13 protein-coding genes are annotated in these 16017 nt (G+C 43.9%); 10 read left to right on the top strand and 3 right to left on the bottom strand.

Features of this window, described 5'->3' with window-relative positions; all coding sequences use genetic code 11:
- Positions 1–259 precede the first annotated feature (259 nt).
- The 6 genes from MHB54_RS27225 (at position 260) to MHB54_RS27200 (ending at position 5473) form a co-directional block, all read left to right on the top strand.
- Positions 260–1288, top strand: a complete 1029-nt coding sequence (locus MHB54_RS27225; protein ID WP_053325430.1) for a helix-turn-helix transcriptional regulator — start codon at positions 260–262, stop codon at positions 1286–1288.
- 158 nt (positions 1289–1446) lie between these two features.
- On the top strand, positions 1447–2241 hold the full coding sequence (locus MHB54_RS27220; protein WP_068938430.1) for an SDR family NAD(P)-dependent oxidoreductase: 795 nt from the start codon (positions 1447–1449) through the stop codon (positions 2239–2241).
- A gap of 93 nt (positions 2242–2334) precedes the next feature.
- Positions 2335–2637, top strand: coding sequence for a putative quinol monooxygenase (locus tag MHB54_RS27215; protein WP_023988590.1), 303 nt, complete (start codon positions 2335–2337; stop codon positions 2635–2637).
- 526 nt (positions 2638–3163) lie between these two features.
- Positions 3164–3691, top strand: a complete 528-nt coding sequence (locus MHB54_RS27210; RefSeq protein ID WP_023988591.1) for a GNAT family N-acetyltransferase — start codon at positions 3164–3166, stop codon at positions 3689–3691.
- Positions 3688–4332, top strand: coding sequence for an SAM-dependent methyltransferase (locus MHB54_RS27205; RefSeq protein ID WP_080751617.1), 645 nt, complete (start codon positions 3688–3690; stop codon positions 4330–4332). The genes MHB54_RS27210 and MHB54_RS27205 overlap by 4 nt, the downstream gene beginning before the upstream one ends.
- Before the next feature lie 373 nt (positions 4333–4705).
- Positions 4706–5473 (top strand): S-layer homology domain-containing protein, encoded by a 768-nt coding sequence (locus MHB54_RS27200; protein ID WP_264453780.1) that lies wholly within the window; start codon positions 4706–4708, stop codon positions 5471–5473.
- A 936-nt stretch (positions 5474–6409) separates the two neighbouring features.
- Here MHB54_RS27200 and MHB54_RS27195 read toward each other — a convergent pair.
- Positions 6410–7795 (bottom strand): MFS transporter, encoded by a 1386-nt coding sequence (locus tag MHB54_RS27195; protein ID WP_264453779.1) that lies wholly within the window; start codon positions 7793–7795, stop codon positions 6410–6412.
- 111 nt (positions 7796–7906) lie between these two features.
- Here MHB54_RS27195 and MHB54_RS27190 point away from each other — a divergent pair, with 111 nt between their 5' ends.
- Positions 7907–8794, top strand: coding sequence for a LysR family transcriptional regulator (locus tag MHB54_RS27190; RefSeq protein ID WP_075154203.1), 888 nt, complete (start codon positions 7907–7909; stop codon positions 8792–8794).
- Positions 8795–8964: 170 nt separating this feature from the next.
- Here the strand turns inward: MHB54_RS27190 and MHB54_RS27185 are convergent, their stop codons facing one another.
- Positions 8965–9804 carry an AraC family transcriptional regulator gene (locus tag MHB54_RS27185; RefSeq protein WP_264453778.1) on the bottom strand — a complete coding sequence of 280 codons (840 nt, stop codon included), beginning with the start codon at positions 9802–9804 and terminating at the stop codon, positions 8965–8967.
- Between the two features lie 149 nt (positions 9805–9953).
- Between MHB54_RS27185 and MHB54_RS27180 the strand changes: the two genes are divergently transcribed.
- The 3 genes from MHB54_RS27180 (at position 9954) to MHB54_RS27170 (ending at position 15248) form a co-directional block, all read left to right on the top strand.
- A complete protein-coding gene (locus MHB54_RS27180) occupies positions 9954–12014 on the top strand; it encodes a beta-galactosidase (RefSeq protein WP_264453777.1) in 2061 nt (686 codons plus the stop codon).
- A gap of 263 nt (positions 12015–12277) precedes the next feature.
- On the top strand, positions 12278–13207 hold the full coding sequence (locus MHB54_RS27175) for an ArsR/SmtB family transcription factor (RefSeq protein ID WP_023988598.1): 930 nt from the start codon (positions 12278–12280) through the stop codon (positions 13205–13207).
- Between the two features lie 280 nt (positions 13208–13487).
- Positions 13488–15248 (top strand): glycoside hydrolase family 2 protein, encoded by a 1761-nt coding sequence (locus MHB54_RS27170; RefSeq protein ID WP_053325441.1) that lies wholly within the window; start codon positions 13488–13490, stop codon positions 15246–15248.
- 364 nt (positions 15249–15612) lie between these two features.
- Here MHB54_RS27170 and MHB54_RS27165 read toward each other — a convergent pair whose 3' ends face one another.
- Complete coding sequence (locus MHB54_RS27165) at positions 15613–15954, bottom strand: winged helix-turn-helix transcriptional regulator (RefSeq protein WP_013310350.1); 342 nt, start codon at positions 15952–15954, stop codon at positions 15613–15615.
- Positions 15955–16017 lie beyond the last annotated feature (63 nt).

Below are 16017 nucleotides of genomic sequence, written 5' to 3'. Positions count from 1 at the left end.
AATATAAGAAGCATGGAGGGAATGACATTCCTAGGAGTGTCGGTGGTTTGAGGTTTTAAAAACACACTCATAAACATATGGGTGTGTTTTTTTGGTGTTAAAGTAGCACAGATACCAAGAAGATGTAACATTTGCCGCAGCTTATTACGTTAATGTAGACACCTTAACGTACTTAAGAGTATTCTTATGTGTACTTAAGAGGGACCCCATTGCAACCAAAACTAATGAATATGTAAGTATATAAAGGAGGCCCATATGTATGAAGTCTCATACCTCTGACCGTATTAATATCCCGCCAGGATTGTGGGCAGGATTATGTCAATTAGGGTTTGGCGCTCACGACGTCGCTCGCAAAGCACGATTGCCGATCACCATTGTTACTGAACCAGTAGTCACCACCGCCCAATATTTCGCGATCTGGCAGGCATATTCTGATCTCATTGGTGACACTGCCCAAGGAATCATCAAGCTTGCGACCGTCTTTGATACAGCGAAGTACCCACCGACCGTCTTAGCGACTTACCACGCTCGGGACTACCGCGACGCTCTAAACCGAATGGCTCGGTACAAACAACTGTGTCCCCCTGAAAGCCTACATATCACTGAGGAGGGCGAGCACTGCACAATTGATCTGGAATGGCTATCTCCCGAGCAATCTGGTCCGCCGATGCTGGTTGGTATCACGCTGGCTTGTCTTCTGGAGATTGGACGCCGGGGCACAGGTCAACCTTTGACCGCGCAGCTTGTTGAATTTTCGCACTCCATGGGCGATGTACAGGCGCTTGAAGCTTACTTCGGCTGTCGTATCCGGATTGGTGCAAAACGTAACCGATTGACGCTGCATCGAAGAGATCTGGACCGCCCCTTTGTCTCGTACAACGAAGAGTTGCTGGAAATCCTGACTCCTGTTCTGGACCGATCGTTGGATGAACAGCAGCGCAACCGCTCAATTACCGAGATGGTCAAATGGATCATGAAACGTAGCCTTACAGGAGGGCGCCCCGACATTCAGGCTGTGGCGAAGGAGCTCGGTATGAGCGATCGTACCTTGCAGCGCCGGCTTACTGACGAAAACACGAGCTTCAAGCTTCTGTTGACACAAGCTAGACATGAGCAGGCACGAAAGTACTTGGTAGACCCCTCGCTTGATATTAAAGAGGTGGCATTCTTGATTGGATATGAAGACCAGAACTCGTTTTACCGCGCCTTCCGCCTATGGGAGGGTGATACACCTTCAAATTGGCGGACTGAACATCTAGGTACAAACTCGATATCAGGAGCACGCTAGGACTGCCGACTATTCATTGATTCAATTCCTAATGAGTTTTGTCATTTGGCGTGTTAAACAAGAACTTTGGCGCATTATACTAGTTACTGGACAATCCAGACAAGATAATATAATCACTATCCGGAGCACAAGACTGTTTTAAAAAGGAGAAGTGTATTATGGATATGGGATTAAACCATAAAACAGCTTTAGTTACAGGATCAACGAAAGGTATAGGTAAAGCAATTGCCATTGAACTAGCCAAAGAAGGTGTTAATGTACTAATTAATGGACGAAATTATGAAGAGGTAGAACGAACTGTAAATGAAATTAAGTCAGATTTCCCAGCTACCTCTCCTCAAAATGCCACAGCCGATATTGTGGATATTGGACAAAGAGATGCTTTATTCGAAAAATACCCCAATATTGATATTTTAGTTAACAATACGGGTATTTATGAAATTATGCAATATGAGGACGTAGACGATGAAGTATGGGAAAAATACTTCCGCACTAACGTTCTTGCTGCAAATGGATTATCAAAATTTTATTTACCTAAAATGTTGAAAAATGATTATGGCCGCATTATTTTTATTGCGAGTGAAGAAGCAATTATGCCTTCAGGACAAATGCCTCAGTATTGTATGACAAAATCTATGTTGTTATCATTGTCAAAAAGCTTATCTAAATTAACAATAGGAACAGAAGTTACAGTCAATACGATCATGCCAGGACCAACACTCTCGGAGAATGTGCACCAAATCATTGAGAGTATGTATCCTCATGAAGATATGACTTTTTTAGAAAAAGAGAAGGATTTTATGGTTACCAACCTGCCTCAATCTGAAATACAGCGATTTATCAAGCCTATTGAAATAGGTAGACTAGCTACATTTGTATGTAGTCCTTATGCATCTGCATTTAAAGGTTCTCCAATCCGTATGGATGGGGGAATGGTACCGACTATTTTTTAGCGCTTGTGGAGAAGCTTGCTGAAATTAGCGCTGACATTGCGGAACATTATGATAAGATGAAGTCAAACATTACTCGAGGGTAGGATGAGGATCATGAACCATTTTGCTATGTATGGAAAGTTGACGGCACGTCCAGGGCAAAGGGACGCTCTTGCAGACATCTTGCTAGAAGCGGCCGATCTGTTGAAGTCGAATAATGACTGCTATTTGTATATAGTCAATGTGTCAGACGACGACCCGAATGCGGTGTATGTGACCGAACTGTGGAAAGATGCAGATGCCCATGCAGCCAGTCTTAAGAACGAAGAGGTACTGGCGTCGATACAACGCGGCCGACCGTTGATTATCGGAGCGGAGCCCATTAAACTGCGTGCTATAGGGGGAAAAGGCCTGTAGGGTCATGATGCAATTGCTGCTACCACAGCAGCCGATACTCGGTTGCTTTTAAGCTAACCAGCAGGATAGTCCTAATGAAACGCTTTTGTAACATGTGAAAGGTTGGCAGATAAAATTGGCCCTGGTATAATAAGGGTAATTCACTAAGGAGAGATTTTTTTGTCTGGAGCTGTTCTTTACTAATCCAATTCCATAAAAAGAGGTTTTCATGCACCTACTATTCGTCTGCCCAATTTTTGTATTACGGGTGGGATTTGAAAGCTTCGGAATTAGTTAAGAACAACGGATATTACCAGATCCTTAGGGATACCTGTTATAATGAGTCCAATCCGTGCTGGTTCAGCGCGGATTTTTTTTATGGCTCAAATAGCAGGTGATATGAGGGTAGGAATGACGTATGTTCATTCCTGCCCTTTTCTAATTTTTAGCAAAGGGGGATAGAAGGGAATTACTCCAATTTGGTCAAATACATCCAGACTTCTTGAATGAAAGATTCAATCTAAGTAAATAGAAAGGTGGACAATACATGAAACTTCAAACGAATCGGCTTATATTAAAAACACTTGATCTTAATTTAATCGAAGCAGCAGCCCAACGTGATATAGGTGCTATTGAAGCTTTGGGTTATAAAACCAGTGATGAATGGCCGGGTCCTGATTTCTTTGAAGCTTTACCTTATTTTCGAGAACTTTTGATAAAAAATAATGGCACTAGAGGTTTTGACTCTTGGATCATTGTGGAGAAGGATACCCAAGAAATTGTTGGAGGGATTGGTTTTTTAGGAGATCCTGATCAGAACGGTATGATTGAGATCGGTTTTGCAACGAATGAAAGCCATCGCCGCAAAGGCTATTGCTATGAAGCCGCTCAAAAATTAATAGAGTGGTCCTTAAATCATGAAGAGGTCCAAATCGTAACGGCAAGATGCGTACCTGACAATATCAGCTCTAAGAATTTGTTATTGAAGTTAGGATTTCAAATTGATCACAAAGATGAAGAATTGCTTTATTGGAAATATGAAATGAAGAAAGTAGGAGGGGGTCAGCAGAAATGATCCGTCGAGATCTAGATGACATAGATTTCATAAGAGCAAATTTAATGGGGCCTAGTTCGATTATCATGCTCGAGGAGCTATCGAAAAATTTGCCTTTGCAGAAAGGAATGCGAGTGCTGGATTTGGGCTGTGGGACCGGACTTACTTCTATCTATTTGGCGCAAAAGTTTGGCATAACCGTGTTTGCTGTCGATTTATGGATTAGTGCAACTGAAAACTATAGAAGATTCAGAGAGTTTAGTTTGGAAAGCCAAATTATCCCCATCCATGCAGATGCCTGCCACTTGCCTTTTGCGGAACAATACTTTGATGCAGTTATAAGTGTAGATGCGTATCAATATTTTGGAGCGAATGAGCAGTACTTAGATGACCATCTTGCGCCGCTAGTTAAAGAAGGAGGTAAATTGGCTATAGCAATGCCAGGGGTAAAGATGGAGTTTGATGGGGTTATACCCGTGGAACTGCAGCCGTTCTTGTCACTTAGTGAGGTTGATAATCAGTGGCATACATGCGATTGGTGGCGGAAATTATGGGAACAGTCGCCAAATGTTTACGTTGAATCGGTAAGAGAAATGAGATGCTTCTCGAAAGCTTGGTATGAATGGCTTCAGTGCAACAACGATTATGCACGTGCTAATTAAAAACGATAGTTCAACGCTATCAAAAACAGCCGAGCGCTCGGCTGTTTTTTAACTAGTGGGCAGATTACATGAAGTGGTTAATCGATGCCAGGGTCGAACTTACAGGCTTAGGTCGGAAGAGTAATACAGGAGAAATTGGCCCATGAAGGCCTCCACAAGCTTTCTCAATTCCCGACGGGCTACCCGAATATGGAGAGGCTTTAGAACTTGTATCCATAGCATTTTTTAAACACAGATTGTCGATATTCCAAAATACTGTTTAACAGTACTTTTTTTCTCTCTGATATCATCATTTTCTTTTGAAATGCCGATATAAAATTGAGTCTAGAGAACTATTTTATACATAAATTTTACCTAAAGGAAGTGGAAAGAGATGTTGAAAAAGAAATGGCTTATCACCCCGTTGGTTGCGACGACACTGTTTTTCGGTCAATCTGCATTCGCGGCAAACACGTTTTCTGATGTGGAAGGAACAAAATATGAATGGGCTGCCGAATCGATTCGTTCCATGGTCGACAAGGGCGTTGTCAAGGGCTATGCAGATGGGACCTTCAAGCCAAGCAAAACCATAACGAAAGCGGAATTTGTACATATGTTTCATAAGCTTTTTCCAGAAATCGATCATTCTTCCGGCAAATCTTCCGACTTTGTGGATGCGCGTAAACACTGGGCGAATAAAGATTTTGCAGCAATATTCAACGGGGACTATGTTTGGCCGTATGCTGAAAGTGTTGGGGGGAAATATCCAAACTATCAATTCTATGTCAAGCCTGACAAACCATTGACCCGCTGGGATGTGATGATGATTGCCTCTCTTCGGACGGATTATACCAATCAGACGCTTCATCCTGAGATTGAGGAAGTGATTTCCGCAGCTGCGCAGTACAAGGATATGAAAGTTCGTCAGGCCAATTACAATGACAATTTCTCGGCCTACTATCCGGTCCTGTACATCGACAAGACTGGAGAAGAGTACTCCTATGATGGCGATTCCCAGGATCAAAAGGCAGAAGCATTCTACACCCTAACCAAGATGGGGGTCCTTACCGCTAATGAAGGATACCTTCGCCCCAAAGCACTAGTTACACGGGCTGAAGCTGTTACCATTTTACAGCGTTTGAACGAAGCCACAACGAAGTAATTTTTATAAATCAATGATGATCCGACAAAAGCAAAAAAAGATCCAACAAATGGCTTCATTTACACCTCAAAAGGTAGTGCTGTTAGGTTTTGATAAGCCGAATTCAGAAAATAAACAAATCCAAAAGTATGTTGATGAATTTGTGGGAAAATTGAGATTTCTAACCGCTGATTTGATTTCTTCAGATCAGCGGTTTTTTTAGGGGTGCGGAACTGGCTGGACAAGTTCGCCTATTATTTCTTCCTAGACGTCACATCTGCTGACAAAGAGTCGATCTACCGCGCCATCTAGGCAAAGGTTAAGCAAGGAGGTCAGTAGAGGATCGACACTAGCCGCTTGCGTATTGTAGCCATCAAGGAGACTGCCTGCATAAGGAGATAAACCGCTTTGGAGTTTTCTACTTATTTAGTTACGTATCTATGCCGACGCCTAACCGTCGATTACTGTCGAAGGACAACAACTATGTATAAAAAGTCGCCGAATTGGCGGCTTTTTTTGTTTTAAGCAAGAGATTTTGTTGTTTTTTTGTTGTACCCATCTTTAAGCCAAAAACATTAAATCAAACGTTATATTGCCCGATAGAATACCAGAAAACGACTGATTCGTATCCAAGAAGTCAAAAGATTATAGTAATGTACTGTGATTAACTAATGTAAACGACGAATAAAATATCATTAAATATGTGTTGAGGAAGTTTTCCTGTTTGATTGTCCAATTTTCAATCGCACAAAAAAAGCTTCCATTATTAAAAAAATAGCTAATAGTTTGCTTCACAGAGAGAAACATCAGAATTAATTAGAATAGTGTGTAAAGGTTCATGCAACCCGCTTTAAAAACCGTTCGTTTAGGGGAAACACCATCTTTACGCCAAATAAATGACATTTGATGCATGATGATTGGTGCCGCGCAATGGTTTGAGATATGAACTTAGTGAACCTACGACTCATGCAATTGTGCTGACTCTCGGTGCCGCCGACTCATGAATACCAAAGACAATGCAATTACCGTGAGGATAATCCCGAGCATTTGAAACCCCTTGAAGCTAAACGTGCCTCCCATTACGATAGCTATCAATAATGAAGAGGTAATGGTTCCCAGATATCTGGATGTGTTAAATAATCCGGATGCTACACCGATTATTTCTTTTGGAGAACTTTGGAACAGGGCTGCTTGCATACCTACATTGTTCAAACCGTTGCTAATTCCGAATGCAGCTAAAGCCAGACACACGCTGATAACCGGTGAAGTTGGATTCAATGTCACGAGCCACACTGACCCCAATGTCATCAGAATTGCGGACACCAGCAATGCCGGTCTGGGTCCTGATTTATCGATCCATTGTCCTGCAATTGGAGAAGTAATTAGCGAGCACAAGCCTAAGCTTAGCATGAGAATGCCTGTTTGGAACTCGCTGACATGACGTACCATTTGCAAGTAGGACGGAAGCCCGAAAAAGAGCGAGTAATATAGTACATTAACGAGCATGAATTCAACATTCACCCAAGTCATTGCAGGGTACTTGGCGAATGTGCGTAAAGGGATAAAGGGTGATGTCGCTTTTAACTCATGTCGTACGAATATCCCCAGCGCAACGAGACCTATCAGCCCGACAATGACATTTCCTAATGAGATATGTCCAAATGATTTTGCTGAGAGTAATCCAACGAGTAGGGTAACCAAAGCCACTGTGAAGAGCAGAATCCCTGATGCATCAATCAATTCAAACCATTTACGAAAGGACATGTTGCGTGCTAAGGATGTTGGCAGTTCATCCTTAGGAATATTCCTCCAAGCCAATACAAAGCTGGCCACCACAAACGGAATATTGATGAAAAAGATAGCAGGCCAATTCCACCAATGAATCAAGACTCCGCCAATAAAGGGGCCAATTGCTGCTGCTCCAGATAGGAATATGGACAAAACAGACAACGCAGTTGCTTGTTTTTCTGTAATATGAATTCGAACAATAGCCATTCCAACCCCAACCATCATGCTTGTTCCGATGGATTGCACAATGCGGAACACGATGAGCCACCCGAAATTTGGTGATAATGGAGCCAATAATGATGCAATGAAGGCTACAACAAGCCCGGTAAGAAATATCTTTCTACGACCGAATAAATCGCTGGCTTTTCCCATGACAGGTTGAGCGATGCTACTTGCAATGTAGAAAGAAAAAATAATCCAGGAAACACCTGTAAAGTCAAGTTGGAACACTTTTTGCAGACTTGGAATAGCAACAGAAACCATCGAAGAATTTAATGGGTTCAATAGTATCCCTAGACCAACTGAAATCATTAACCACCAGCTGCGAACGCTCATTTCTGGTCCCCCCATAGCGAATTAATGTCATCGTACTTGAAACCGATTATTTATTCCAACGCATTTGATGTTATAATCTCATTGACTTGGGGGAATGAATGGGGGATCATAATGGAACTTCTTCAACTGCAATATTTTCTGACGGTAGCTCGTTTGGAACATGTGACCGAAGCTGCACGAAGTCTGCACGTTACTCAATCGTCGCTGAGCAAAACGATTCAGCGCCTGGAGGAAGATCTGGGGGTTCCTCTATTCGATCGAACAGGGAGGAAACTGCGATTGAATGAGTTCGGAAGCAGATTCCTTCACCGTGCAGAGAGGGCTTTATTTGAATTGGAGCAGGGGAAGCAGGAGCTTAGTGATTTATCCAGCCCGGAACATGGCACTCTCGAATTGGCGGTGACCACCGCTAGCACATTACCCAATATCCTTCGAGAGTTTCGGAAAAAGCGACCCTATATTCAATTTCATGTGCAAATGCTGACTACGCAGGAAATGGTAACGCTTCTTCATAGAGGCGAGGTCGATTTTTGCTTGTCCTCACCTCCAATAGAGGGAGATGACATCGAATGCCAAATCGTGTTTATCGACCCAATCCTTGTAGCTGTTCCAAAGGGACATCGGCTGGCAGATCGAAGCAGTGTAACGTTGACAGATCTAAGGGATGAATGGTTTGTCGGTGTAAAGAGAGGCTACGGTACTCGCGATTTAGTGGACTCTATATGCAAATCGGAAGGTTTTATACCTAAGTATGTGTATGAGGGGGATGAACCTGCAAGGCTTAGTACGCTTGTGGAAGCTGAAATTGGCATAGCCTTCATACCAAGCACGGCAAGAAATTCACGGGAACATCTTAAATATCTCCAAGTAGAAAATCACGAATTGGTACGGGAGATCGCTTTATTATGGCACAGGAGTCGGTATATTTCGCGGGCTGCTCTGGAATTCCGTGAGGTAGTTGTAGAATATTTCGGAGCGATATCCAAACAGACAAATTAATCCCAAATATAAGCGAAATAAAAAACATTAACAAAAGCGGTAGCGTAGGACATGTTAACCAAACGTCCTAAGCGGCCGCTTATTCTTTTATTCAACTGCATAATTTGTAATTTCGATTTGTACGCTGCCATACACACACGCCCAGCTATTGAAGGAGTTTTTGGATTGTACTAACCCATCCTTCTCAGCTGGCGGAACTGCTCCGGCGTGATGCCTGTATGCTCCCGAAATCTCTTGATAAAATAGCTGCTTTGATGAAAGCCGGTTTCCAGTGCAATCTGCTTTACAGTGAGTGCCGTAGATACAAGCAAATGTTTGGCCAGCGTTATTCGGCATTGGAGCAAATATTGAGTTGGAGTACTACCCATGATCTGATGGAAGAGTCGGCTAAAATGAAAGGAGCTATAACCTGACGTTGCAGCCATTGTCTTCAAATCGAGCATGTTTCGACAATGCATACGAATATATTCCGCCGTATGACGAATCCTCTCATGGACAGTGCCGCCGGGAGAGGTGCCGAAAATTTGGTGGGAATGATGGACGATCTCCAGAAGGACTTCATAAAGCAGGGAAGAGATCTGTACATCATAGTCGTGACGGTAAGTTTGGGCAAGTTGCAACATTTCTTCCATCAGCGGTTTTAAACGTTCTGGCCGGTGGAGCGAGAACAGATACGGTTCGTGCATGCTTCGACCTTGTAATAGCGAACCTACATCCTGCCCGTCAAAATGAATCCATCGGACATCCCAGGGATCCTCGGGTTTAGTTCGATATTGCTGCGTCGTATGCTTGCCGAAAAGAAAGCCCATGCCAGGGGTAAGCTCGATTTCCTTCCCATCATGCACAATAGCGCCTTTGCCTGCAAAAATGATATGTAAATTGTAATCTTTCAGTAATCCTGCATTCCTTCGCTCCCCATGAGTGGGGAAGTTCTTGTAATGCCCTAACGATTCGGGAAACAGCATACCTTTTAGAATGGGTGAAGGAAGATAACAATCTATTTTAATCATGTATCCATCTCCTTGAGTAAGTTAGCAAAAAAGTAATTCAATTAGCAAAATCGAGTTATTCTAATCCTTTTATTCTTATATTACAATAGATACGATTATCAGATAATCACATTTTTGTACTATCACTTCTACTGAAGGAGAATTGGAGCATGCCGAAATTCTTATCTTTAGATCGCTTTCATTTAGGAGCTTGTTATTATCCTGAACACTGGGACGAATCGTTGTGGTCGGACGATCTCATAAGAATGAAGGAACTGGGCTTCAGCATCATTCGGATTGGAGAATTTGCTTGGTCGATCTTCGAGCCGGAGGAAGGAAAGTTCGAATTCACGCTGTTTGACCGTTTCTTGGAGCAGGCAGACGCGAACGGGATTCAAGTGATCATGGGCACACCAACAGCTACGCCACCGGCATGGCTTACTTATAAGTATCCCGAGGTGCTGAACGTATCCATGGAAGGGGTCACGTTCCAACACGGTCAGCGTCGGCATTATAACTACAGCAGTCCCGTTTATTTGGAGCTTTGCGCACGTATTACAAGAGAGATGGCACAACATTACAAAGATCATCCGGCCATCATTGGGTGGCAAATTGATAATGAGCTGAACTGCGAGATAAACGTCTTCTATGCCGAGGCAGATCATCAGGCTTTCCGGCGCTGGCTAGAGGCAAAATACGGTACGTTGGAGCAACTCAACAAGGCCTGGGGGGCTGTATTCTGGAATCAAACTTACGACAGCTGGAATCAGGTCCATCTAACTCGTCCGACCGTATCCGGGTCAACGAATCCTCATCAGGCTTTGGACGAGAAGCGATTTATATCCGATAACACCATTTCGTTTGCCAAGCTACAAGTGGACATTATTCGGTCAGTGGCGCCTAATCAGTGGGTGACAACCAACGGTGTATTCGGGCATTTGGATAGCCATAAAATGACGGATCAACTGCTTGATTTTTTCTCGTACGATTCTTACCCTCAATTCAGTACCATTTATCCGGACCAAGGGGAGAAGCCATTGCTGGATCGCAAGTGGGGGCTTACTTTAAGTAACGTCAGAGGGATGTCACCAAATTTCTGCGTGATGGAGCAGCAATCCGGTCCAGGAGGATGGGTGAACAGGATGGAGATGCCATCTCCGCGCCCGGGGCAGATGCGATTGTGGACCTACCAAAGCATTGCTCACGGGGCAGACATGATTTTGTATTTCCGCTGGAGAACGGCAACGTTTGGTACGGAAATGTACTGGCATGGAATTAATGATTATCACAATCAGCCGAATCGTCGGGTCGCAGAAGCAGGCCGCGTCGGAAAGGAGTTGCAAAAGGTTGGAGGGCGGATTCTTGGCAAACGTTACGTGGCAGAGGTTGCTCTACTTCGTGACTATGATAACGAGTGGGATGGCGAGTTGGATAAATGGTATGGTCCCTTGACAAAGCAAAGTGAGCTCGGCTGGTACAAGGCACTGCAGTATGGACATATACCTTCGGATATGGTTACAATCCGTCCGGGTATGGAATCAGAACAGCTGCGGGAACTGGCCAATTACAAGGTGCTGGTATACACGCATCCGGCGATCCTACGAGACAGTACGGCAGCTATGTTACAGAAATATGTAGAGGATGGGGGCATCCTGATCTTCGGCTGCCGCACCGGTTATAAGAACGAGTTCGGTCACTGCCGCATGCAGCCACTCCCAGGCCCTGCAGCCGCAATGAGCGGCGTCCACGTAGAGGACTTTACGATGATAAATGGGACGGCATCACCTGTATCGGTGCGATTTAAGGATCAAGCTCTTGATTTTTGGGCTCCAGGCTTCAACGATATATTGAATGTTCATGCTGATACGGTAGAAGTACTCGCAGAGTACGCATCAAGCTACTATGAAGGGAAACCGGCCTTGACCGTCAACCGTGTCGGCAAGGGACTGGTCTACTATTGGGGTGCAGCTTTTGACCTAGCATTAGCGGCTGAGCTCCTAAGACAGCTGCCGGTGACATCTCCGCTTGCGGGGTGGTGCAAAGCTCCTTCGACGGTAGAAGTCGCTATTCGTGCGGATGTACAAGAAGAGCTGGTATTTCTACTGAATTACAGCGGAGAAACGGCTCAGGTTAAACTGAGTGTTGAGACGGAGGAACTCCTTTCCGGTAGCAGGCTTACTGGTACCGTACCATTGGAACCGTATGGAGTATGGGTATTAAAGAAAGTTTAAAATGAAGAGAGCATCAGCCGCTGATCTTAATCCGAAGATCAGTGGCTTTTTATTGCATAAAGCAAAGGAATAACGTGTTGCATTTGTATACAGGGTTCCGCTCAAAAATCGCTGTCTTTCCTATGGGTTCTTGAACCAGAGAAATCGGACATGATCGGTATTTAATACAAAATTAATAATTTAATACAATATTATTGACTGTTTCAAAGCATACAAGTAAACTTATTGTAATATAATCACAGTAAATTGAGATGGGTGATGCAATGCTTGAGCTTAGTTTTGATGATCCGGACAAGCTGGTAACGGTTACGCATGCTTTATCCACCCGTTCCCGAGTTGATATTCTCCGCCTCTTGATTTCTAAAAACCTTAATATTGTAGAAATAGCGGAAGCTCTTCAACTTCCGGTGTCTACGGTAGCCAACAATATCAAGGTTCTGGAGGCTGCTAGACTGATTAATACAGAGCTGCTGCCTGCCTCTCGCGGCGCGATGAAGATGTGCAGCCGCAATTATGATGACATTCATATTGCGCTAAATCTTGAAAAAGCAGTACCCAAAGGGGATGTACAGATCTACGAAGTGGACATGCCGATCGGTCATTATAGCGATTGTGAGGTTTCACCGACGTGCGGTATGGCCAATGCAGACGGGATGATCATACGCGAGGACGAACCGGCGAGTTTTTTCCACCCGAAGCATATCGGAGCCCAGATGATATGGTTCCGCAAGGGCTATGTCGAGTATTTAATGCCGCTCGAAATACCGGCAGGAGCGCGAATAGAATCGCTTGAGCTATCGATGGAAATGTGTTCTGAAGCACCAAACTATGACAACAATTGGCCTTCTGATATTTCCTTGTGGGTTAATGGCGTGGAGATTGGCATGTGGACGTGTCCCGGTGATTTTGGAGACAGGCGCGGCAAGCTGAATCCTGCCTGGTGGTATGAGTGGTCTACCCAGTATGGGTTGCTCAAGACCTGGCGAGTAGATAAAGAGAAGACTGCGCTGGATATGGAGAAGGTTTCCTCGGTTACACTGGATCAGCTCAACCTGCAAAACAGCCACAAATTGCGTTTGCGGATCGGAATTAAGCCAGATGCGGTGCATCAAGGTGGGCTCAACCTGTTCGGAAAGCAATTTGGAGATTATGATCAGAATATCAAAATGACTGTGAATTATGTTATGGATTGAGATATTGGTGAAATGGATAGGCTTTAGTTGCAGGTGCTCTGTAGCTAAAGCCTTATTCAGTTTATTAGTTACATAAAATTAACTTGAAAGCGTTGACATTAAAAATGCATCACTATATAATCCCCTAAAGATACAATAATAGTGTAACAAATCGATTTTATTGTTTGTATTTCGAAGCGGAGGTAAAGGATGACGATCGGACCTACAGATGATAGCAATGCACTGTAAAGTCATCAGGCTAAGGTGACTAATTATATATCAAAGGATAGGTGGAAACTGTATGACTACAAACGCTTATATCAAAAATTATCCAAGGCCGCAATTTGTACGTAAAGAGTGGCTGGATTTGAATGGGGTGTGGGATTTCGCCTTCGACGACGGCAAAGTGGGTGAAAGCGAGCAATGGTATCATCATTTTCCGAAGGGAGCCAAAATCCTCGTACCTTTTACTTATGAAACCAAGGCAAGCGGGATCGGAGTCGAGACCTTCCATCCGGTGATCTGGTACTGCAGGAGCGTGAAGGTCCCGCAGGAGGCAATAGCGAAAAGGACAATTCTACATTTTCAGGGTGTAGATTATAAAGCGAAATGCTGGGTGAACGGATTTATGGCTGGTGAGCATGAAGGAGGTTATGCTGCGTTTTCTTTCGACATCACACCCTATATCACTTACGACTCGGAGAATAGCATCGTGCTTAAAGTGGAGGATAGTCAGAGCTGCACGCAGCCCCGGGGAAAGCAGCGTTGGGTGGATCAAAACTTTGAATGCTTTTATGTACAGAGCACCGGAATCTGGAAAAGTGTGTGGATTGAATATGTGAATGAGGTAAGAATCAATGAGGTCAAGATAACACCGGATATCGACCGTCATATGATCCGCTTTGACTTTCAGCTCATGGGTATCGAGGGTAAAGATAATTTACGCCTAGAGACACGGATTACGTTGAAAGGACAGCATGTGAAAAAGGTCAGCCTATCTGCCGACAGGCCCTGGATAACGGTAGAGGTCCATGTATTTCATGAAGCCGGTGGTCCATGGAAGCAGTGCTTGTGGTCACCGGAATCGCCAAACTTGTTCGATGTAGAGTTTATTCTGTATGAGGATGAGAAAGAGTGCGACAGGGTGTATTCTTATTTTGGCATGCGGAAAATATCGATTGAAAACGGACAGGTTCTATTGAATAATGGTCCTCTTTACCAGCGGCTGATTCTGGATCAGGGCTACTGGCCGGAAACACATCTGACTCCGCCGTCTGAAGAAGCTCTTATCGAAGATATCGATAAAATAGCCGCGATGGGATATAACGGGGTTCGTAAACATATGAAGTTGGAAGACCCTCGCTTTTTATATTGGTGTGATGTGAAAGGCATGCTCGTCTGGTCGGAAATGGCGGCGACCTTTGAGTTCAATGATCAGGCGGTTAGCCGCTTTACGAAGGAATGGCTGGAAATCGTGCCGCAGCAGTACAATCATCCGAGCATCATAACTTGGGTCCCGTTCAATGAATCGTGGGGCATATCGACCATTGGACATGATGTAAGGCAGCAGCAGTTCACGCAAACCATCTATCATCTGACGAAGACGATTGATCCGTATCGTCCGGTGATTACCAATGACGGATGGGAGCATACAGTCTCGGATATTTTAACCCTTCATGATTATGTGGAGACGGGCGAAGAGTTTTTGGAGCGATATCAGGACAAGGAAAGCATTGTAAACAACAGCATCTCCTTTAACAATTGGAAATATGCCTTTGCAGAAGGATATGCCTACCGGGGACAACCAATTATCATAAGCGAATTCGGCGGCATTGCCTTCCAGACGGACATGGGCTGGGGATACGGAAACCAGGTGAATTCAGTCGAAGCTTTTATCGAACGTTTCCGTGCAGTCACCGGAGCAATTAAAGCGACCCCCTATCTCTCAGGCTATTGCTATACACAGGTAACCGATGTACAGCAGGAAGTCAACGGATTGTTGACGGAAGACCGAAAACCGAAGGTTCCGCTTGAAGTGATTCGGGAGATAAATCTGGCTTGAAGCGATAATTAAGATAATAGAATTTCTAGAACGGCTGCATGCTGATGTCCAGTCATTGCTGCATTCACCTGTCGTACAAGGTTTTTGTTACACACAGCTGACGGACGTGGAACAGGGAATCAACGTTCTGCTGACGCACGATAGACACCCGAAGATGCCGACCGAACAAATCAGAGCCATTATGGAAGGCCGCCTTTCCTCTTCGGTTGGAGAATAAGAGGAAGTATATGAATACGGCATCTTCAGCATTTAGAGCTAAATAAACAAAGTGTCACTGCTGTTAACCATAGAGTTTAACTTGGGATAGCAGTGTTGGAAAACAGGACAATTTTTCGCATACAGGATTTTTAGTAGAAAACTGGATTTAATTATTTTGGTTTTTTGTTCCCCACTCACATAACCCTTCCAAAACAGGTAATAGTGTTTCTGCTTTATCTGTGAGACTGTACTCGACTTTAGGGGGGACTTGAGGATATTCTTTTCGATTCACCAGACCATCCGCTTCCAGTTCTTTTAGTTGTGAACTCAATGTTTTATAAGTAATAGCCCCTATCTGTCTTTTCAGATCATTAAAGCGAACTGTTCGGTTTTCGGCTAGGAGATAAATAATAACCATTTTCCATTTACCACCAATCAATGAAACTGTATAACCAAAAGGTGTATCTTGAATATTTTTAACTTTACCTTTAAATTCAGCCATACTCATGTTTACACTATCCTTTCGGGTAGTACCTATCAAAATAGTGCGTACTACGTTTTTATTTGTGTT

The sequence above is a fragment of the Paenibacillus sp. FSL M7-0802 genome (assembly GCF_038004945.1).
In the GTDB taxonomy this organism is placed as follows: Bacteria; Bacillota; Bacilli; order Paenibacillales; family Paenibacillaceae; genus Paenibacillus; species Paenibacillus polymyxa_B.
Note: the sequence above shows the minus strand (reverse complement) of the source record. Positions and strands in the feature narration are given on the sequence as shown.